The sequence below is a fragment of the Sulfurimonas hongkongensis genome, assembly GCF_000445475.1.
In the GTDB taxonomy this organism is placed as follows: Bacteria; Campylobacterota; Campylobacteria; order Campylobacterales; family Sulfurimonadaceae; genus Sulfurimonas; species Sulfurimonas hongkongensis.
The window spans coordinates 16711-37229 of sequence record NZ_AUPZ01000019.1; the positions used below are offsets into that span (position 1 = coordinate 16711).

Consider the following 20519-nt stretch of genomic DNA (forward strand, 5'->3'; position numbering starts at 1 on the left):
AAAAGTGTTTCTTAGTCTTGGGTTTGTTTTTGTGCTATAATCAACATATGGCAAAGATAGATGAAATAAAAGAGTGGCTAAACTTTCTAAATAGGTTATTTACTATAGGATTGGTTACGCTATTAGGTATTGTTGGATGGTTGTTTATGAATTACACCACAGTAAGCAATGTTTTAATAGGTAGTGCATTGATAGGTATATTGGTATTGACTGTTGTGTTAATATTGCTTTCTAGAAAAATCATATCTAATATAAAAATGATGAAGGATTTAAAATGATTGAGTATGTTGTTGCTGCTAGCTTGTTGCTAGCTATAGGTGTTTTTAGTTATATCTCTTTAAAAACATTAAATATTTCTTTATAAATTTAGAGTTTTTTTGAAGTAGTGTTTTTACATTCCAGTTTCAAATAAATCCTCATCGCTATCATCAAAATCATTTTTGCTAAGACCAATGGCGATTTTTCCAAAGTTATCTAGTTCATTATCTGACCAAAAACTCCATTCATCACTTGAGTTATTTATCTTTATATACTTTTCATAGTCCATAACTACCACAAAAGGCTTTTCTCTTTTAGTTATGAGTATGTCACCCCTTAGAGCTTCTTGAAGTCTTTGTGAGTTTTGTTTTATCTCTGATGCGGATATAGTATGCATGATTGTCCTTTTTGTCTATTTTAGTCATTATAGCTATAAATAGAGCAAGAAGTCAATTTTAAAAAAAGTTCACAAAGAAAGTTAAAGTTATATTTTACAGTGTCGATATACTTAATATCAAGGCAAGGATGCCAAGATAAAAACTTAAAACAAGAGCGAAAGGCTCTTCCATAGAAAAGGATTTATTATGGGATTTAGAATTAACACAAACATTGCGGCAATGAACGCACACAGAAACGCTCAACAAACTAACTTGGGACTTGACAAGAGTCTTAACTCGCTTAGTTCAGGTTTAAGAATTAACAAAGCGGCAGACGATGCTTCTGGTATGGCTATTGCCGATTCACTTCGTCAACAAGCTCAAGGTCTAGGTCAGGCTGTAGCAAACGCTAATGATGGTATTGGTGTTGTCCAGACTGCTGATGGTGCATTAGAAGAGTATATAAATATCTCTAACACTATTAGAACGAAAGCTATCCAAGCTGCATCTGATGGTCAAAACTTACAATCTCGTGAAGCTATTCAAGCAGATATCGATAGACTTATGGAAGAGGCTCAAAATATTGCTTCAACTACTTCGTTTAATGGTCAAACGCTTTTAAATGGTGCTTATGAGAACAAATCATTTCATATCGGTGCATACTCCGGTGAGACGGTAAAACTCTCTATAGGAGACTCTCAAACTCATAGTGTTGCTAACAACTTTGCTATGACATCTTCAACAACAGCGGCAACAGGTCCTAATACTGCTGGATTTGGTAGTACATCAGCTGGAGCTGCTGCAGGTACAGCTGGTTTAACAGTAACAGTGGGTACTGGTGCTGATCAAAAAACAGTTAATACAGGTACTGTAAATATAACTGAGGGTGAACATGAAGCTTACGAAATAGCTCAACAGGTTGTTGATGCTTTTAATGCAAAAGCACAAGAGGATGGTGTTGATGTAAGAGCGAGTGTTTTTGAGAGTTCAAGTTCAACTCCGGGAGCTGCAATATTTGCTATTCGTGTAGACTCTTCTAAAGATTTAAGTAGTATGTCTATTACAGATAATGTAAATGATGGAAAATCAGCGGCAATCCAAGCTGCAGCAACAGCAGGTGCCAACAATAACTTCTCTACAATAGATGTTACTACTAAAGATGGTGCTGAGAGAGCGATTATTATCTCTGACTACGCTTTAAGAGATCTTGATAAAACTAGATCAGATATAGGTTCGGTTCAAAACCAACTTGAGTCTACTATCAGAAATATCTCTGTAACTCAGGTAAACGTTCAAGCCGCCGAGTCTCAGATTCGTGATGTTGACTTTGCCGCAGAGAGTGCAAACTTTTCAAAACTTAACATCCTAGCTCAGTCTGGTACATACGCTATGAGTCAAGCTAATGCTGTTCAGCAAAATGTGATGAGATTGTTACAGTAGTAACTCTTCTCTAACTTTGCTAAACAAACTCACTCCCAAGTTTTTTTTTGGGAGTGTTTTACTCTTCTTTTTAAAACCTCTCTTATGAACATTCACTACCTCAAACAATTATAAAATATAAGCCGACATTATCAACTTTGGAACACTCCTTGCTTAAACCATACAAATAACCACTAAAAAGGATTTGTGATGGGATTTAGAATTAACACAAATATTGCAGCAATGAATGCTCATAGGAACGCTCAACAAACTAACTTAGGACTTGATAAAAGTCTTAACTCACTTAGTTCAGGTTTAAGAATTAACAAGGCGGCAGACGATGCTTCTGGTATGGCTATTGCCGATTCACTTCGTCAACAAGCTCAGGGTCTAGGACAGGCAATCATGAATGCAAATGATGGTATCGGCGTTGCCCAAACAGCTGATGGTGCCCTAGAAGAGTATATAAATATAACAAACATCATCAGAACAAAGTCCATCCAAGCTGCGTCTGATGGTCAAAACTTGCAGTCTCGCGAGGCTATTCAAGCAGATATAGATAGGCTTTTAGAAGAGGCTCAAAATATCGCTTCAACTACTTCATTTAATGGACAAACACTGCTAAATGGAGCTTTTCAAAACAAATCCTTTCATATAGGTGCGTTTTCTGGAGAGACTGTAAAAGTATCCATAGGAGACTCTCAGATTGAGAAAGTATCCACATTTGCTATGACTTCTGCCACAACTGCTAACAGTGCTGGTACTGTTGGATTTGGTAATACATCAGCTGGAGCTACTGCAGGTTCTGCTACTTTATCAGTAACAGTAGCTGGTACTGCTACAGCTGTTACATCAGGTCCTGTAGCTATAACTTCGGGAGCACATAGTTCTTATGCAATAGCTCAAAAAGTGGTTGATGCGTTTAATGCAGATGCTCAGACTAACGGTGTTGATGTAAGAGCGAGTGTTTTTGAGACTTCAAGTTCGATGCCTGGAACTCCTTCATTTGCTATTCGTGTTGCTTCTAGTTATGATTTAAGTGGTATGAATATTACTGAGACTGTAGATGATGGAAAAACAGCATCAATCCAAACTACAGCATCTGTAGGTCTTAACAATAATTTTTCTACAATCGATGTTACCACTAAAGATGGTGCTGAAATAGCGATCATTATTACTGACTTTGCTTTAAGAGAGCTTGATGCAACAAGGGCAGATTTGGGTTCAGTTCAAAATCAACTTGAATCAACCATCAGAAATATCTCTGTTACTCAGGTCAATGTCCAAGCCGCCGAGTCCCAGATTCGTGATGTTGACTTTGCGGCAGAGAGTGCAAACTTTGCAAAACTCAACATCCTAGCTCAGTCTGGTTCATACGCCATGAGTCAAGCTAATGCAGTTCAGCAAAATGTGCTTAAACTATTACAATAGAACTTACTGATCAATCTATAAACTAGATTCCGTGTCGGAGCACGGAATGACGGTTTCTCATCATTCTGAATCAAGCACGAAATGATGGTTTTTTGTCATCCTGCGGTGTGATGGTTTTTCGTCATCCTGAACTTGATTCAGGATCTAGCTTGAGTGCTCTCTAGCGATTTTAATGTTTTTAAGAGCTGGTGTTCATATGTCTTGATGATATTATCAGTTGAGTCTATAAAGAGTTTTTTCATATTTTTGATGTGCTTTTTTTTGTCTTTTAGTCCCTCTGTGTTGAAAAAATCTGTTATATATGAAGCTATGAGTTGTAGATATATAAGCATGATTTGATGTAGTTCGTCTTCATATGAGTAAAGTGCCTCTGTCATAAACTTTATAATACTACTCTCAAAGTGTTGCTCACTAGATGAACTACTCTCTTTAAACTCTTGCAGTAACTTTTGGTAGTGCTTAACATTTTTTTCTCTGTCTTTTAAGTTTTGTGTCTCTTGCTCTGTTAGAGTCTTTGAAGAGTACTTATCTAATATCTCTGTTAAGTCTTTTTTAATGTTTAGTTTATCTATATCTTGAAGTGCTTTCATTTGTATTGCTCTTTGAATGATTTAAAAATACTATATCGAAATATTCTTTTATAGATTATAAAATTTAGATATAATAACCTTCATATCAAAAGGGGATAAGTAGATGCAAGATATAGAGTCTGTTGTAGTTCAAAACTATGAAAAAAGTATGCTTTACTTTGAACAAAGTCATCCTGACCTTTTTAACAAACTAAAAGCACTTGAACTGCTTCTTGGTGAGGGCAAATACCCACAAAAGTATGACCTAGAGTTTAAAGATGGCTACTTTGATGTTGTAGAGCTAGCCTCTGGTAATTTTCTATATAATATGGACTCTTATAAACACTCTCATAACTTAGTAAAAGAGATAAACTTCAAAAAAGATGCACATGTAATAGAGACTTTTTATAACCATAACTTTGATGATGAGTCAGTTAAAGCCGCAAAACAATTAACAGCTAACCATACTTACGCAACAACTGCTCCAATAGTAAACTACTACAACAAAAATATTGAAAAATCCATGTCTATGAAAAAAATACATAAGTTTATGTTCCTAGGGGTTGGGCTTGGTCTCCATATACAAAACATAAGTCAAAAAACGGGTGCGGATGTTTTTTTAGTCTTAGAAGATGATATAGAGCTATTTAGGCTATCTCTTTTTACATGTAACTACGAAGAAACATTTAAGGGTAGAGAGGTTTTTTTTGGCATAGCCCAAAATAACCCAGAGTTTGAAGAGACTTTTGCACATTTTTATGAATATGCTTTTATACGAAACCACTACTTAAAATTTTCTCTTTTTTCATCAAAAGATGAAGTACTTATAAAAAAAATACAGACTGCAATACTCAGCAGATCAGAACACTGCTACTCTCATGCAGCACTTCTTGAGAAGGGCTCTAGGGTTTTAGAAAAAATTAGTAAAGATTATAAATTTTTTAGCATGCTCAAAAAAGATGAAAAGTTTTTTGATGATAAGCCCATACTTGTTTTGGGTGCTGGTCCATCTCTGGGTGCAAACAAAGAGTGGTTAAGACAACACCAAAACAACTTTATCATCATCGCTCCTTTTTCGACTTTACGAGTTTTGTATCACCTTAATATCGCCCCAGACATCATTGTTCACATAGATGAAGGAGACGCTTTTGCTGAGCGTAGTATAGAACTATATGAAGGAAAGAAGGAGTTTTTCAAAAACTCTCTTTTTATCTTTAGTGCTTCTATCCCACAACTTTTCTTTGATACATTTGACAAAGATGCCATCTATCTACTAGAAGATAGAACCCAGTACAAGCTAAATGACAACTACCTAGAGATAGCAAGTGTGGGTGAAGCAGTTTACGCTATAGCCCTCTCACTAACGCGTCAAAATGTTTACTTGCTAGGTCTTGATATGGCACTAGCGGATGATGGTTCAAGTCACTCAAGAACACACTCTAAAGGCAAAGCCGATACTTCACTAGCAGATAAACTAGATGATGTAGCGGATATCCGAAAAACCGTGCTAAATGTGAGAGGTAACTTTAGAGATAAAGTTGTAACTATGCCACTCTTTACTATGTCTATAACACTTATAAATCTACAAACCAAAAAGTACAGATCTAAAGATCAACAGATATACAACCTTAGTGATGGTGCATACTTTGACAACACTACACCTTTAAGACCAGAAATAGTAGAGTTTAAAAACAAAGATGAACAAGAGTATGGAGTAGTACAGAGTGAGTACGGCATAACTTTTATAGGTTACTATAAAAAGATAAATAGTGATAACGTTTATGATATAGATGTCTACATAGATGGCAACCATATCGATACTCTAAGAGCTGATAAGGCGCTTAAGAGCGTAGAAGAGGCTTTTGATGTAGATAGCAATGGATTTGAGTTTGTTCTTGAAGAAAAGTACCTTAAAGAGTCACATCTACTTGAGTTTAAAGAGAGCAAAAGTGGCAAGCTACTCATGGATGGATCTGTCAAGACTATAAGTATGCAGGATGAAAAATTTAATGAGCTTAGATTTATGGATAGTGTTGAACACATTGATGATAAAGAAATTAAAAATGCCTACTGCAAAGATGCTATAGGATTTATGGCGACTGAGGAGAATTTGGCAGATGTGGAGTTTGTAAACTATATCAAAGAACTAATGGTTAGATTTCCTGATGTTGAATTTAAGGGGTTTTGTTTTGATGATACTTGTCTAAATAACCTAAAGTCAGTTTTTGGTGAGTTTGGCTCAACAATCAAAATTAAAATTGTTACCTCTGGGTTAGAAGTTATTGAAAACATCGAAATATTTATTTACACGAAAAAAAGTTTAGAAAATAATTCTCACAATGTATTAGTTAAAAAAATGGTACATAAATGTAAGTGCATCCATAGAATTATGTTTGATAAATCAAGAAAAAATAAATTACTGAAAGATGTAGGAATTATTGACCAAAATGATTGGTTTCTTAAAAATGCTCCTTCTCTTGGAATAAACCAACAAGACTTTATCAATGCACAATACAACAGAAATCTGTTGCTAGCACAATTGGCTTATAAACAAGGCTTAAATATTGAAGTTACTTTAGATACAAATTCTTATGATTGGATGTATTTTGATCAATTGGAATATTTATTAAAATACTCTCAGTACAAAAAACTTGTAACTAAAATTCCATATCTTTTTCATAATAAAATATTTGAAAGCCTTGTTTCTTCATCAGATGAAGTAATTAGTAGTAAACCAATAAAATAATAGCAAAAATGAAATGAAAAAAGCCATCTTAATTCAAGCACGATTATCTTCAACAAGATTTCCAAACAAAATGATGCATGAATTAAATAATTGCTCCTTGATAGAGTATGTTTACAATAGATGTAAAAACTCAACAATAGCCAATCAAGTTATTGTGATAACCTCTAATGATTTAACTGATGACCCGTTATATGACCTATGTATTAAAAAACAAATTCCTGTCTTTAGAGGCAATTTGCATGATGTATTGCATAGATATATAGAAGCATCAAAATTTTATAACGTAGATATAATCTGTAGAGTATGTGGGGATTCTCCTTTTGTTGACATTGGAGCTATAGACACCATGTTTAATGAAGTTGAAGAAAAACAGTTAGACTATATGTGCGCATCTCAAACAATCAATGGGTTTATATCTGAGATAGTCACTTCAAGAGCATTAAATGATATATACAGTTGTGATATAGATAGAAATGATAAAGAGCATGTGACTAGATATATTAAAAACAATAAAAAACTATTTAAGTGTAGAGAATTAAAGCTGGGCTTTGAGAATAAAAAGTTGAACTTTCACCCATTGACTGTTGACTACCCAAAAGATTTATATGTAGTAAACTTGGTTGCTAAAGAGTTGCTAGGTTATAGTTTTTCATCGAAAGATATAGTCGATATATTAACAAATTCAAAGGTACAAAATGATTTATAAAGCACCTCCATTTCCAAAAAGATTAGAAGTTGAACTTGTAAGTGATTGTAACTTAAAGTGTGTATATTGCCCAAGACATTATGTAAATGATTTAACAGGATATATGGACTTTGAACTTTTCAAAAAAATCATTGATGAATCCAAAGAATATAAAGATATGATTTTTGTGTTGCATAGAAGAGGTGAAAGTATGCTTCATCCAAAGTTTAATGAAATGTTAAATTATATTTCTGGAAAATTTAAAGAGGTTCAAATGGCTACTAATGCGACAATGTTAACTGATGATAAGTTTGAAGCTATAGTAAATGGATTGAACTTTTTATCTTTTAGTTTAGATACTCCAGAAAGATTTAACAAAACAAGGTTACCAGCAAAATATGAAAAAGTAGAAAAAAAAATACTTAAGTTTTTAGAATTTAATCAAGGCAGAGTAAAAACACAGGCTTCTATGGTTAAAACATCTGATACAACAGAAGAGATGTGCATAGAGTTTACAGAGATATGGAAAAATAGAGTGGATAGAGTCAGAATATATGAAGAACACTCAGCTGATGGAGAGTTTGGTTCTTTGATTAAGCCTAGAAAAGAGAGAAAACCTTGTGTTATGCCAATATATGAAATGCTTGTTTATGACAATGGAGTTGTAGCTAGATGCAATCATGACTGGGATAGTGATGGAATGGGAAATGTGACAAAAAATTCCCTTAAAGAGATTTGGATGAATCCTAAATATGTAGATTTGAGGGAGCAACACTTAGCACAAAAACTTACAGATCCAGTTTGTAGTAAGTGTGATAGTTGGTATCCTGAGATTGGGAATCAAGACACTGGCGAGGTTATAGAAAAATGAAAAACTTCATACCATTAGCAAAACCTGATATAGGTGAAGAAGAGATAGAGCTAGTAGTTGAAACCATCAAGTCTGGTTGGTTAACAACTGGACCAAAGGTGACAGAGTTTGAAAATGCACTATCTCAGTATTTATATCATGATGAAAAGATTTATAGTGTAGGTTTGAACTCTTGTACATCAGCACTTTTTTTGGCATTGGTCGCTTTGGGCATTGAAGAGGGTGATGAAGTGATAGTTCCAACTTGGACATTTGCTGCGACAGCTCAAGTGGTTGATTGGATTGGTGCTAAAGTTGTTCTGTGTGATATTGATGAAGAGTCTTTAAATATAGATATAAAAAAAGCTGAACGATTAATTACTTCAAAAACCAAAGCAATCATCCCTGTGCATATAGCGGGCTATCCTTGTGATATGGAAGCCATTGCTAGTTTAGCAACTAAATATAATCTTAAAGTCATCGAAGATGCTGCTCATGCAATAGGCACAAAATATAAAGATAAAAAAATTGGAAATTTTTCAGATGTAACTTGTTTTAGTTTTTATGCTACTAAAAACCTTGCCATGGGTGAAGGTGGAGCTGCTGTTTCAAAAGATGAAAAAGTCATTGAAAAAATCAGAAAATTAAGTTATTTTGGTGTTAATAAAGAAGCTTTTAAGCGATACGAAAAAGCTGGTAGATGGTTTTATGATATTGAAGAGATGGGGTACAAGGCGAATCTCGATAGTATGCATGCTGCACTTGGTATAGTTCAACTAAAAAAGTTAGACAAAATGAATAAGCGAAGAAGAAAAATTGCAACATACTATAGAGATAACTTAAGTGAAAAACTAATCTTTAATAAAGACTCAGATGAGCATTATCATACCTATCACTTATTTCCTATACGATTACCGCAAAATATAAATAGAGATGAATTTATTGAAGAACTAAAAGAGAACAATATTGGTTCAAGTGTTCATTTTATACCTCTTCATTTGCATACTTTTTATAAAAACAGATCAAATAATAAATTTGGAGTTGCAGACAAAGCATTTCAAAAGATACTCTCTATACCAATGTCTTCAGCGATGAATGATTTTGAGGTAGAATATGTTGTCAAAACTATCAATAATATAATAGGAAAATACAATGACTAGTTTCCAAGATGCTCTCTTATCAAGAAAAAGAATTTCTATATGGGGAGTTGGTTATTTAGGATATACATCTGTTTTGAGATTGCAAGACAGTGGTTTTACTCCTAGCGTGTATGATTTTAATAAAACCCGACTAAATAACTTACTTGACGGTAGTTACCCAAATAAAGAACAGCTCAATAGCTGGTCTAAAAAAGGCAAGATACCTACTGTTGATATGCAAAAGATAGAAGTTTGTAACGATTACTCTAGCCTTTTTTCAAACAACATACATTTGATTTCATTTCCAAATACAGAAAAGTTTGACTATATAGAGCTAGCTAATGTTTTTATACGAAATAAAGATAAGTTAAAAAACACTTTAGTGATATTTCAATCTTCAGGCATACCTAAAACTATAGAACAGAAATTTTCTAATATTTTAAAAAAAGAAAATATAAATATCAGTATAGCTACAGTTTTTAGAAGTGACTGGACAATAGAAACATTTTTTAATAAAGATTCAAAAAGAGTAATATCTGCAAATAGTGAAGATGCAATAGTTCAAACAAAAATATTTCTAAGACTGCTAGATCTTTGTGCGGTCGAACTAAAAAGTATAGAAGAGGCTGAAATCTATGAAAACAGTAAAAATGCGCTTAACTATACTATGATTGCTTTTTTTAACCAACTGTCGCTATCTTATCCACATATAGATGTAAATGTGTTATCAAAAGAGTTGCTTAAAGATATAGATGTTGATGATTTATCACTAGGTGTTAGCAATGTTGACTATAAATCTGAACAATCAATAGAGAACTTACTTAGAGGTTCTTCAGACGATTTTTTAACTATACTAAAAGAAGCGAACAGTACAAACATCTCTTTTTTGTTTTACTATGTTAATTTACTAAAAGCTAAAAATATAAACTCTGTAACAATAATTGGGCTAAGTTCATATAACAACCTAAAAGACTTGAGGTTTTCCCCTTCTGTAATGTTGGCTGAGTATCTTCATAAAGAAAACATAAAAGTAGATATATATGATGAAAATTTTACTCAAAAAGAGCTCTTAACTATCCTTCCATTTTGTAACTATATTGATATAAATAGTGAAAAAATAAGCTCTGATGTAGTTATAGTTATGAGTTTATCTAAAGAATCATTATTTTTCAATCAAGAAAAAATAGATAACATAGGATTATCAGATGTTAAGTACATACTTGATAATACTGGTTTTTTCAAAGACTTTAAATATAATACTAATTGTTTATATCACCAGTTGTGTGATGGAAACTTAGTAAAAATAGTTGAATAAAATATGTGTGGAATAGCAGGCTTTATATCTTCAAATAAAAATTATGACTCTAAAAAAATTGTATCAAATATGCTCAATATTATATCTCATAGAGGACCCAATCAAAAAGGGCTTGAGACTTATGATAACACAACTATGGGCATGGTTAGACTTAGCATAATAGACTCAAAAGAACATGCTATACCAGTACTTGACCATAGTAAAAACTATGCAATAGTATATAATGGTGAAATTTACAATCATGACTCAATAAGAAGTTCACTTAAATCTAAATATAGCTTTAGAACAGATTCAGACACAGAAACAGCTTTAGTTAGTTATATGGAAAATGGCGTTAATTCCTTTTCAAAACACAATGGTATGTACGCTTTTGCTATTTATGATAAACTAAATCAAGAAACAGTTGTAGTAAGAGACAAATCAGGAGAAAAACCTCTATATTATACGCAGGGAAAAGACTTTTTTGCTTATGCTAGTGAAATGAAATGCTTGCTTGAAGTTGTAGAGGCAAAATTTAATGATGACGCCATCTCTTATGAAGCTTATGAGTTTACAGTTGGAAAAGAGACACTGTTTAAAGATATTTATCAACTAGAGCCAGGTGAATATATAAAAGTAAAGGATGCAAAATATACACTTCACAATTACTGGAAAATATGGGACAATCTCATAGATGTACCAGATGATGAAAATAAAATAATTTCTGATTTAAGTGAGTTAGTCGAAGATTCTATCTTGCTAAGAACAAAAAATGCAGCTCACCAATATAGTGCCTTTATAAGTGGTGGAGTAGATAGTTCACTTATAGCTTGTATAGCGAAACCAGACTATATATACACAGCTCACTATGACTATAGTGACTTTGATGAGTTAGAGTATGCAAAGCTAGTTGCTAAACAGATTAATAAAGAGTTAGTAATAGTATCCCCCACAAAAGAAGATTTTATAAGAACAAGAGAAGAGATAGCTTACTATCTTGATACACCATGTACTTGGACAAGTTTTACTTTATGGATGTTGCTAGAACGTGCAAAAAAAGATGGCGTGAAAATTGTAATGAGTGGTGAGGGTGCTGATGAGATGTTTGCAGGTTATCATAGGTACCATTTACTTCATCATGATGAACAGATACATAGCCTTGAAGCGATGAAGCAATACTCTTATCTTATAGGAAAGTATCATGGAAGTGCAAATAGTAGATATGCAAAACTTGTAAATAGATGTGAAAACCCTTACAATGAAAAAGTCAATAGATATCTAGATGAATCGATCGGAAATTATGCTAGTAAAATGAGTGAAGACATCGTTCATTTTATGGGATTAAATGATTTTTATAGCACTATGCAAGTTCTTTTACAAATGAGTGATAGACTAAATATGGCACATAGCATCGAAAATAGGTCTCCTTTTTTGGACTATAGATTGGTTCAGTATGCTTTTTCTATAGAGTCAAAATACAAAATCAAAAATGGCATCACAAAGTGGATACTTAAAGAAGTTTCTAAAAAGTTTATACCAAATGAGATAAGCAATAGGACAGATAAAAGAGGTTTTTCAGCACCTATTAACAAATGGTTTGAGTGGGATAAAACAGGAAAATATAATAGAAGTGCTTATAAAAATATGGTTTTTGAAGATTGGAAAAAATCTTTTGGAGTTAAGTAATGTTTGATTTTTTAGCACTAATAACAAACAAAAAATATTGGATAATTCATAGTTGGATCATAAAATTTATTTTAAAATATTATGGAATTAAGATAGGAAAAAAATTTTATTGTGAAGGTGTTCCAAAACTTAAGATAAAAGGTAAGGGTGAAAATATATATATTGGAAACAATGTAAGTTTTTTAGGAACAATAGATTTAAGAAATAGGGAAAATGGAAAAATTATTATACAAAATGATTCTACTATAGAGCATGAGGTGAGACTAGTTTCTGCAAGGGATGGGATTATAAGTATAGGGGAAGATAGTACTATTGGTCCTTTTACAATTATAAATGGTGGGGGGAATGTGATTATTGGTAAAAAATGCTTATTTGCTAAAGGTATTTCAATCAATGCAAATGATCATAAATTTTATAAAAATATACCTATTAGGGAACAAGGGTTTACTCATAAAGATGTTGTTATAGAAGATGATGTATGGTTAGGTGCAAATGTATGTATCAATAAAGGAGTTAATCTCAAAAGAGGCTCGATTATTGGAGCCAACGCAGTTGTAACAAAAGATACAGAAGAATACTCAATAAATGTAGGAATTCCATCTAAACAAATAAGCAAGAGGTTACAAGAATGAAAATAAAATATTGTAAAAAATGCTTGATGCCAAGTACAAAACCATACCTAACATTTAACGATGAAGGTATTTGTAATGCTTGTCAATCAAGTGAAAAAAAAGACAAAAAAAAGAGTGAAAATCAAATTGATTGGTCTAAGCGAGAAAGAGAATTTAATGATTTGATTGATTGGGCAAAAGAACAAAACGCTCCTTGTTATGATGCTATAGTGCCTGTAAGTGGTGGTAAAGACAGTATCACACAAGTTCATAGACTATTAAATAAAGGTTTGCGAATATTGGCAGTTAATGTTGATTATGGAATTAAAACAAAAATTGGTAAATACAATTTAGAGAGAATTCCTGAGATGGGAGCAAATCTTATTATATTTAGGCCAGAATTAACACTACATAAGAAGCTTATTAAAATTGGTTTAGAAGAGTATGGTGATCCTGATTTACTTAGCCATACACTATTGCATGCATATCCTTTGCATGTTGCAAAACAATTTAATATACCTTTATGTTTACTGGGTGAAAATTCTGCATTTGAATATGGCGGAGATGAAAAATTAGCAAATAACAATGAAATCACAAGAGAGTACTTCAATCATTATGCAGCAAATAAAGGCATGACAGCAAAAGTTTTTGGAAAAAAACATAATATTCCATTTGAACTATTGTGGCAATATGATTTTCCAGATGAAATAGAAAATAATACTGAAATTAAAGCAGTTTTTTGTAGTTACTATTTTAACTGGGACTCTAATGAAAATCTTAAAATTGCTCAAAGTTATGGTTTTAAACAATTAGAACTTGCCAAAGAAGGGACATATAGAAAATTTGTTGGTGTTGATGAACAGATTAATAGACTACATCAATACATCAAAGTTCTAAAATTTGGATATGGCAGAGCTACTGATCATGCTTGTGAGGATATACGATTGGGAATTCTCTCAAGAGAAGTAGCCAAAAAATTGGTAAAAGAGTATGACTTACAACCTTTAGGTGAAGAGTACATAAAAAGTATTAGCCGCTTTCTTAACTATGAAAGAGAAGAATTTATAGGTATTTTGGATAGATTTAGAAACAAAGATATATGGCACAAAAACTCCAATAATAATTGGTATATTAAGAATCACCTAGAGGATTAAAATGATAGATTTATTAAAAGAAAAACCGAGAACTTTTGAGGTTAATAATATTCAAATAAAAGATTTTGGTAAAATCATTTTAGAAAAAAATGAAATGGTCTCTTTTAAAACAAATTCAAATAAAGAGTATGATTTTGTTGCAAAAGAGTGGGGTTTTTATGCCACTCCTTCTATAAATGGTAGGTTAAAAAAAGAGGGTTTTAAAACAGCCTTAGTAAAGAATAGTTTTAAAAAATATTATATTAATGTAGTTGATATTGATAAAATGGATAGTTTTTTAAAGTATTTAAAACAGGAAAACAGTTCAATAGTAGAGTGGATGGATGAAAGACGATAAAAACTTGATAGGCATAATTGATTATGGTGGTAGCAATTTAAAATCAGTGTTTAATGCATTTAATAAATTAAATATAGTGTGCGAGATATGCGATGATTATTCAAAACTAGATAAATATGACAAATTAATATTACCTGGGGTAGGTGCTTTTGAACTAGCATCAAAACAACTTAAAGCTAATGGTTTTTTTAATAAAATCATAGATAAAGTTAATAGCGGCACTCCTATATTAGGAATTTGTTTGGGTATGCAACTTTTATTAAACAGTAGTGAAGAATATGGTTACAGCAAAGGTATGGGTTTAATTGATGGTGAAGTTAAGAGTTTTAAAAATATAGGTGTAAATCCTCATATTCATATGGGTTGGAACGATATTAAAATAACTAATAATAGCAACATACTTGGTGAGGGGAATGAAACTTATTATTTTGTACATGGCTATTATTGTGATATTAAAGAGCAAGAGTTTGTTGCAGCAAAAGTTCACCATGGGCTTTCATTTGATGTTGCTTATGAAAGAAATAATATATTTGCAGTACAGTTTCATCCAGAAAAAAGTCAAAAAAATGGTTTATCTCTTTTAAAAAAATTTGCTAATTTATAGGATGTATTATGGTTAAAAAAAGATTGATACCAGTGCTTTTTATAAAAAATGGTCAAATAGTTCGAAGTGAAAAATTTTCTAAACATCAACACTTAGGAAATGTAATCAATCAAGCACATAGATATAATGAATGGGATGTTGATGAGTTAATTTACATAGATATAAGTGTTGAAAAAAGATATGATTTAAATAGAAATGAACATGGAGTTAAATCATATAGTTCAATTGGGGAGATTATAAAAAGAATCTCAGAGGAATGTTTTATGCCTTTGTCTTTTGGTGGTGGTATTAGAACTATTGAGCAAGTAGACAGTATTATAAGAAGTGGTGCTGATAAAATTATATTAAATAGTATATTATTTAACAATATACTATTTATTGAAGAAATCGCTCTTAAATATGGTAGCCAATGCATAGTTGTTTCTATTGATTACAAAATTGTTAATGATAAGCCGATAGTGTTTTCAGAATTTGGCAAAGTAAGTACTAATATTAATCTCTATGATTGGGTACAAAAAGTCGAGAAGTATGGAGCTGGAGAGATATTTTTAAATTCAATTGACCGGGATGGCATGGCATGTGGATATGACTTAGAAACAATTAAAAACACTATGGAACTAGTCAATATACCCATAATCGCATGTGGTGGAGCAGGTGATTTTTACGACTTTGTTGATTTGGCAGAGTTAGGTGTATCTGGTATAGCAGCTGGAAATATTTTTCATTTTACTGAAAATTCATATCAAAGAGCTAAAAAATTATTAAAAAAAAGGGATGTTAATGTTAGATGACAAATACTGTATAGAGCCTGATAGACCAAAAGAAATGATTTGGTGTAAAAAATGTCTATACCCTTCAAGTTCTGCGACATCATTAAGTTTTGATGAAAAGGGTGTCTGCTCAGGGTGTCAAGTTTCCAAAGAAGGAGAAACAAACGTAGATTGGGATAGGAGATGGAAGCTATTACAAAGACTTACTGATGAATACAAAAATCAAGATAGGTCCAATTATGACTGCATTATCCCTGTTAGTGGAGGAAAAGATAGCTATTTTCAAATTCATATTATCAAAAAAGTTTTAGGTTTAAATCCATTACTAGTAACATATAATGCTAATAACTATACAAAAACTGGTATGGAAAACCTAGTAAATATGAAAGAAGTTTTTGGCGTTGATCATATATTCTTTACTCCAAGTATTGATGTTTTAAAAAAGCTCAATAGGATGGGTATGAAAATGATGGGAGATATGAATTGGCATGCGCATGCAGGTATTAATACATATCCTATCAAGGTTGCAGTTGCCCAAAAAGTACCTTTAATGATTTGGGGGGAGCATGGCCGAATGGAACATGGAGGAATGCACTCTCATAATGATATGATAGAATTTACATATAGATACAGACATGAGCATCAATTAAGAGGATATGAATGGAGTGATTTTGTAAAAAGAGCAAAAGAGTTTGGTGAAACACTATCTAAAGAAGAGATGATTCCATGGATGTATCCCAATGATGAAGAGATAGAAGATATCGGAGTAAGGGGAATATACTTAAGCAATTATGTTAAATGGGATGCCACTAGACATACTAAAATGATGATTGATTTGTATGGATTTAAAGAATCAGATGAGCCGTTTGAGAGAACATTTACGAAAACATCAAACCTTGATGATATGCATGAAAACGGCATACATGATTATATGAAATATATAAAATTTGGATATGGAAGAGCCACTGATCATGCTTGTCGTGAGATAAGAAAAGGCAGAATGAGTAGAAAAGAGGCTATACCAATAGTATTAAAAATGGATCCCATTAAATCAAAAGACTTATATCGTTGGCTTGATTATGTAGGTTGGAGCGAAGAAGAGTTTGATAAAATAGCTGATACTTTTAGAGACCCTAGAGTTTGGTGGAAAGATAAAAATGGAAACTGGAAAAAAGATAATATTAAAAATTAGACAGAGGTAAAAATGACTGAAAATGATATAAGACCGGACTCATTAAGAGCAAATCAAAAGCAATATGAAGATGAAGACATTGCTTTTATGATTGCAAAAAGAGAGCAATTTGAAAAAGTAAACTGCCCAGCATGTGATTTTAACAATCGACATGAACTGTTTTCAAAAAATTTAATGAAATACAAAGAGTGTGATAATTGTGGTATGCTATATATTAACCCAAGGCCTACACATAAAATACTCAAGTCATTTTATAGCAACTCACCTGTTTATAAATACTTCAATGATTTTATCTTCCCAGCATCTAAAGAAGCAAGAAGAGATAAGATATTTATTCCTAGAGTACAAAAAATTTCTTCACTAATTGATAAATATAATATCAATACAAATTTTATTTTGGAAATTGGGGCTGGATACGGGCTATTTTGTGAGGAAATGGTAAAAATAAATAAATTTGACAATGTTGTTGCAACAGAAGCATCAGATAGTTTATATGAAACTTGTACTAGTCATGGATATAAAGTATATAATGGAATTTTTGAAGAGTTAAACATAAAAGAAAAGTTTGATTGTGTAGTTTCATTTGAAGTTATTGAACATGTATCTAATCCATACAGTTTCTTAAAAAAAATATACTCAACAATGACAAATAATTCATTACTCTATTTAACATTTCCTCATTATAATGGTTTTGATATTGGGGTAGAAAGGGAAAATTCAAGAAGCGTGGATCATGAACATTTAAACTATTTCAATGAAAATTCTATAAATATTTTACTAAATAGAGTTGGCTTTGAATTAGTAGAAGTAGATACTCCTGGTGTTTTAGATGTCGAGTTAGTAAGAAAAGATATTTTATCAGGGATATATAAACCAAATGCTTTTATCAAAACTGTATGCATTGATAGATATGAGGAATTGGGAGAAAAATTTCAAAAATTTTTGACTGATAACAAACTCTCATCAAACATGTCAATAGTTGCAAAAAAAATATAAAGTTAAAAACTAAAGAGGTTATATAAATGAATAATGATATTTGGCTAGGTAAAAAAGACATAATAAGTAAGTGCAGAGATAAAAAAGTTGTTTTTTGGGGTAATGGAGAATGGGTAGAAAAAACAATTAAACTATTAAATTTAGTACCAACATATATAATTGATAATAATAAAAGCATTCAAGGGCATTATGAAAAAGGAGTCAAGATTATTGACTACAAAGATTTAATTGATAAGGAAAATTATTTTATTATTATCACAACAGGTTCTTTCAAGGGACTTGTTAGAGAACTTAAAGAAAAAAGTTTAATTGAGGGGGAAGACTTTGTATGTTCCCCTGTATTAAATAATTTAAAAATAAGAGATGAAATTATTTTTTTGGATAAAAATATTTTGTTTAGTGTACCTGCTCCAGCTTGCGATAAAGGTGGAGTTTATGTGTATAATACAAAAACAAAAAATTTAAACCAAATTTTTAGTGGAAAATCAAGAGGTCTTGCAAAAAGTGAAAATTATATATGCTTAGGAGATGAAATAGAAGGTATAATTTTATTTGATCACAAACTTAATATAGTAAATAAAATACAAGTATTAGACAATTCAATAGCACATGGAGTTTCTATTTCAGAAAAACACAATAAAATTTTTATGGGAAACTCAGGCAGAGATTCTGTGTCTATCTTTGATTTAAGCACAGGTAAACATTTAGATGAGATAAAAATAAGTGACAAATTTAGCAGTTCACAAGAAGCTCAACATAATGTTAATGATGTTTTTTTTGATGAAAATACCGAAACCTTATTAATCTCTATGTTTTCATTTACAGGAAACTGGAGAAAGGGAGTTTATGATGGAGGGGTTTTAGAATATGACCTCAAAACTAGAAAAATTAATGGACCTATAATAGAAAATATGTGGATGCCCCATTCAATTCAGATTATAGATAATAATATGGTACTTTTAGATAGTATGAGGGGAGACTTATATAAGACTAATAACAAAATAATAGGAAATTTTGATGGTTTTATCAGAGGAATAGATAAAGATGACAAATTTTTTTATATAGCTCAAAGTTCACATAGATATTTTGATAGATTAAAAGACATTTCATTAAACATTTCATTAAACTGTGGTATTTATATATTTGATGAAAACACCAAGGCAAGCATGTTTCATTCTTTTCCTGAAATAGAAAATATTCATAGTGTTATTGCATTATAAGAAATTCGTTAATTAATAAATATTATGAATTCAAACCCAAAAAAAAATGTTTATATCATAGCAGAAATCGGTATTAATTTTAATGGTAGTTTAGAGAATGCTCTTAAAATGATAGATGTCGCAAAACAGTCAGGTTGTAATGCAGCTAAGTTTCAAATGTTTAGTGCTAAAAACTTATATCCTAGAAGTGCTGGTGAGATGGACTGGAAAGATGATAAAAGAGAGTATAGCTACGATATTTATGAGGCGGTAAAATCATTTGAATTACCAATTTCATGGATTGATGATATAATTAAATATTGCAATTTAAAACAAATCGATTTTATGGCTTCTGTATTTGATATTGAGGGCTTAAACTTTTTAATTGAAAAAGGTATGAAAGTAATTAAACTTTCTTCATATACGATAACACATATTCCATTAATTGAAGTAGCAGCAAAAACAAAACTTCCTATCATCATGAGTACAGGTGGTGCTACAATAGGTGAGATAGAAGAAGCAGTAAATAGTGTTTTGAAATATCATAATGATCTGACACTTTTGCATTGTTCTATACAGTATCCTACAAAGCTAGAAGATGTAAATATGGGTGTTATGGATACATTTGCTAAGGTTTTTCCAAAGATCAAAAGAGGATACTCAGATCATACAGAAGAACCATCAGATGCACCAGTTCAGTGTATATATCTAGGTGGAACTGTGGTTGAAAAACATATTACTTTAGATAAAGAGATGCAAGGCCCTGATCATTTTTTTGCACTTGAACCTCATGAGCTAAAGCAGATGGTGCAAAACATCAGAAAAGCAGAGATTGACTACGCGAGTGGAGATTTTAGTATAGATAAAAAGATTTATGGAAGTACGGAAAAGATATGTTATAAGCATGAAGAGTATTTAAGAGATTTTGCGTATATGACACTTTTTTCAAAAAGAGATATAGAAAAAGGTGAGGTCATAAAGGTAGAAGATATTTCAATATTGAGATCTGGTAAAAAAGAGAAAGGTTTGGAACCTAAGTATTTGAAACTATTTAAAGAAAATAATGTAACTGCTTCAAGAGATATTTGTTTTGAAGATCCAATAAACTGGAACTGTATTTTATGATAAATGTGTTAACCCATCTAAAACAACTTGAAGCAGAGTCTATCCATATAATGAGAGAAGTCATAGCAGAGTTTAGA

18 protein-coding genes and 2 pseudogenes are annotated in these 20519 nt (G+C 31.6%); 18 read left to right on the forward strand and 2 right to left on the reverse strand.

Translation table 11 applies throughout. The features are described 5' to 3' along the window. Positions 1–391 precede the first annotated feature (391 nt). Positions 392–655: a type II toxin-antitoxin system Phd/YefM family antitoxin gene (locus M947_RS22565; RefSeq protein ID WP_021288442.1), complete on the reverse strand. Its 264-nt coding sequence runs from the start codon at positions 653–655 to the stop codon at positions 392–394. A gap of 220 nt (positions 656–875) precedes the next feature. Here M947_RS22565 and M947_RS23810 point away from each other — a divergent pair. From M947_RS23810 to M947_RS22575, 3 genes and pseudogenes are all read left to right on the forward strand, one after another. Next, positions 876–1205 (forward strand): annotated as a pseudogene (locus M947_RS23810) (flagellin N-terminal helical domain-containing protein); the annotation flags it as partial. A gap of 534 nt (positions 1206–1739) precedes the next feature. After that, positions 1740–2075 (forward strand): annotated as a pseudogene (locus M947_RS23815) (flagellin); the annotation flags it as partial. Positions 2076–2264: 189 nt separating this feature from the next. After that, complete coding sequence (locus tag M947_RS22575) at positions 2265–3485, forward strand: flagellin N-terminal helical domain-containing protein (protein ID WP_021288444.1); 1221 nt, start codon at positions 2265–2267, stop codon at positions 3483–3485. Between the two features lie 137 nt (positions 3486–3622). Here the strand turns inward: M947_RS22575 and M947_RS22580 are convergent, their stop codons facing one another. Beyond that, positions 3623–4075, reverse strand: a complete 453-nt coding sequence (locus M947_RS22580) for a hypothetical protein (RefSeq protein WP_021288445.1) — start codon at positions 4073–4075, stop codon at positions 3623–3625. Between the two features lie 103 nt (positions 4076–4178). Between M947_RS22580 and M947_RS22585 the strand changes: the two genes are divergently transcribed. From M947_RS22585 to M947_RS22650, 15 genes are read left to right on the forward strand one after another with little or no spacing between them, the layout of a single operon-like run. Beyond that, on the forward strand, positions 4179–6800 hold the full coding sequence (locus M947_RS22585) for a 6-hydroxymethylpterin diphosphokinase MptE-like protein (RefSeq protein WP_021288446.1): 2622 nt from the start codon (positions 4179–4181) through the stop codon (positions 6798–6800). A gap of 13 nt (positions 6801–6813) precedes the next feature. Next, on the forward strand, positions 6814–7506 hold the full coding sequence (locus tag M947_RS22590) for a cytidylyltransferase domain-containing protein (RefSeq protein ID WP_021288447.1): 693 nt from the start codon (positions 6814–6816) through the stop codon (positions 7504–7506). After that, a complete protein-coding gene (locus M947_RS0112140) occupies positions 7496–8356 on the forward strand; it encodes a radical SAM/SPASM domain-containing protein (RefSeq protein ID WP_021288448.1) in 861 nt (286 codons plus the stop codon). The genes M947_RS22590 and M947_RS0112140 overlap by 11 nt, the downstream gene beginning before the upstream one ends. Continuing rightward, on the forward strand, positions 8353–9495 hold the full coding sequence (locus tag M947_RS22595; RefSeq protein WP_021288449.1) for a DegT/DnrJ/EryC1/StrS family aminotransferase: 1143 nt from the start codon (positions 8353–8355) through the stop codon (positions 9493–9495). Before M947_RS0112140 ends, M947_RS22595 begins: the two co-directional genes overlap by 4 nt. Continuing rightward, positions 9488–10789 (forward strand): Rossmann-fold NAD(P)-binding domain-containing protein, encoded by a 1302-nt coding sequence (locus M947_RS22600; protein ID WP_021288450.1) that lies wholly within the window; start codon positions 9488–9490, stop codon positions 10787–10789. The genes M947_RS22595 and M947_RS22600 overlap by 8 nt, the downstream gene beginning before the upstream one ends. Before the next feature lie 3 nt (positions 10790–10792). Next, a complete protein-coding gene (gene asnB / locus M947_RS22605) occupies positions 10793–12454 on the forward strand; it encodes an asparagine synthase (glutamine-hydrolyzing) (protein ID WP_021288451.1) in 1662 nt (553 codons plus the stop codon). Further along, positions 12454–13086, forward strand: a complete 633-nt coding sequence (locus M947_RS22610) for an acyltransferase (protein ID WP_021288452.1) — start codon at positions 12454–12456, stop codon at positions 13084–13086. The genes asnB and M947_RS22610 overlap by 1 nt, the downstream gene beginning before the upstream one ends. After that, positions 13083–14219: an N-acetyl sugar amidotransferase gene (locus M947_RS22615; protein WP_021288453.1), complete on the forward strand. Its 1137-nt coding sequence runs from the start codon at positions 13083–13085 to the stop codon at positions 14217–14219. The genes M947_RS22610 and M947_RS22615 overlap by 4 nt, the downstream gene beginning before the upstream one ends. Before the next feature lies 1 nt (position 14220). Then, positions 14221–14556, forward strand: a complete 336-nt coding sequence (locus M947_RS22620; protein ID WP_021288454.1) for a hypothetical protein — start codon at positions 14221–14223, stop codon at positions 14554–14556. Next, positions 14543–15160, forward strand: coding sequence for an imidazole glycerol phosphate synthase subunit HisH (hisH, locus tag M947_RS22625; RefSeq protein ID WP_021288455.1), 618 nt, complete (start codon positions 14543–14545; stop codon positions 15158–15160). The genes M947_RS22620 and hisH overlap by 14 nt, the downstream gene beginning before the upstream one ends. An 8-nt stretch (positions 15161–15168) precedes the next feature. Further along, positions 15169–15951 (forward strand): imidazole glycerol phosphate synthase subunit HisF, encoded by a 783-nt coding sequence (gene hisF / locus M947_RS22630; protein WP_021288456.1) that lies wholly within the window; start codon positions 15169–15171, stop codon positions 15949–15951. Continuing rightward, a complete protein-coding gene (locus tag M947_RS22635) occupies positions 15941–17122 on the forward strand; it encodes an N-acetyl sugar amidotransferase (protein WP_021288457.1) in 1182 nt (393 codons plus the stop codon). The genes hisF and M947_RS22635 overlap by 11 nt, the downstream gene beginning before the upstream one ends. 12 nt (positions 17123–17134) lie before the next feature. Continuing rightward, positions 17135–18118, forward strand: coding sequence for a class I SAM-dependent methyltransferase (locus M947_RS22640; RefSeq protein ID WP_021288458.1), 984 nt, complete (start codon positions 17135–17137; stop codon positions 18116–18118). Positions 18119–18144: 26 nt separating this feature from the next. Continuing rightward, positions 18145–19338: a DUF4915 domain-containing protein gene (locus M947_RS22645; protein WP_021288459.1), complete on the forward strand. Its 1194-nt coding sequence runs from the start codon at positions 18145–18147 to the stop codon at positions 19336–19338. Between the two features lie 24 nt (positions 19339–19362). After that, positions 19363–20442, forward strand: a complete 1080-nt coding sequence (locus M947_RS22650; protein WP_021288460.1) for an N-acetylneuraminate synthase family protein — start codon at positions 19363–19365, stop codon at positions 20440–20442. Positions 20443–20519: the final 77 nt, after the last annotated feature.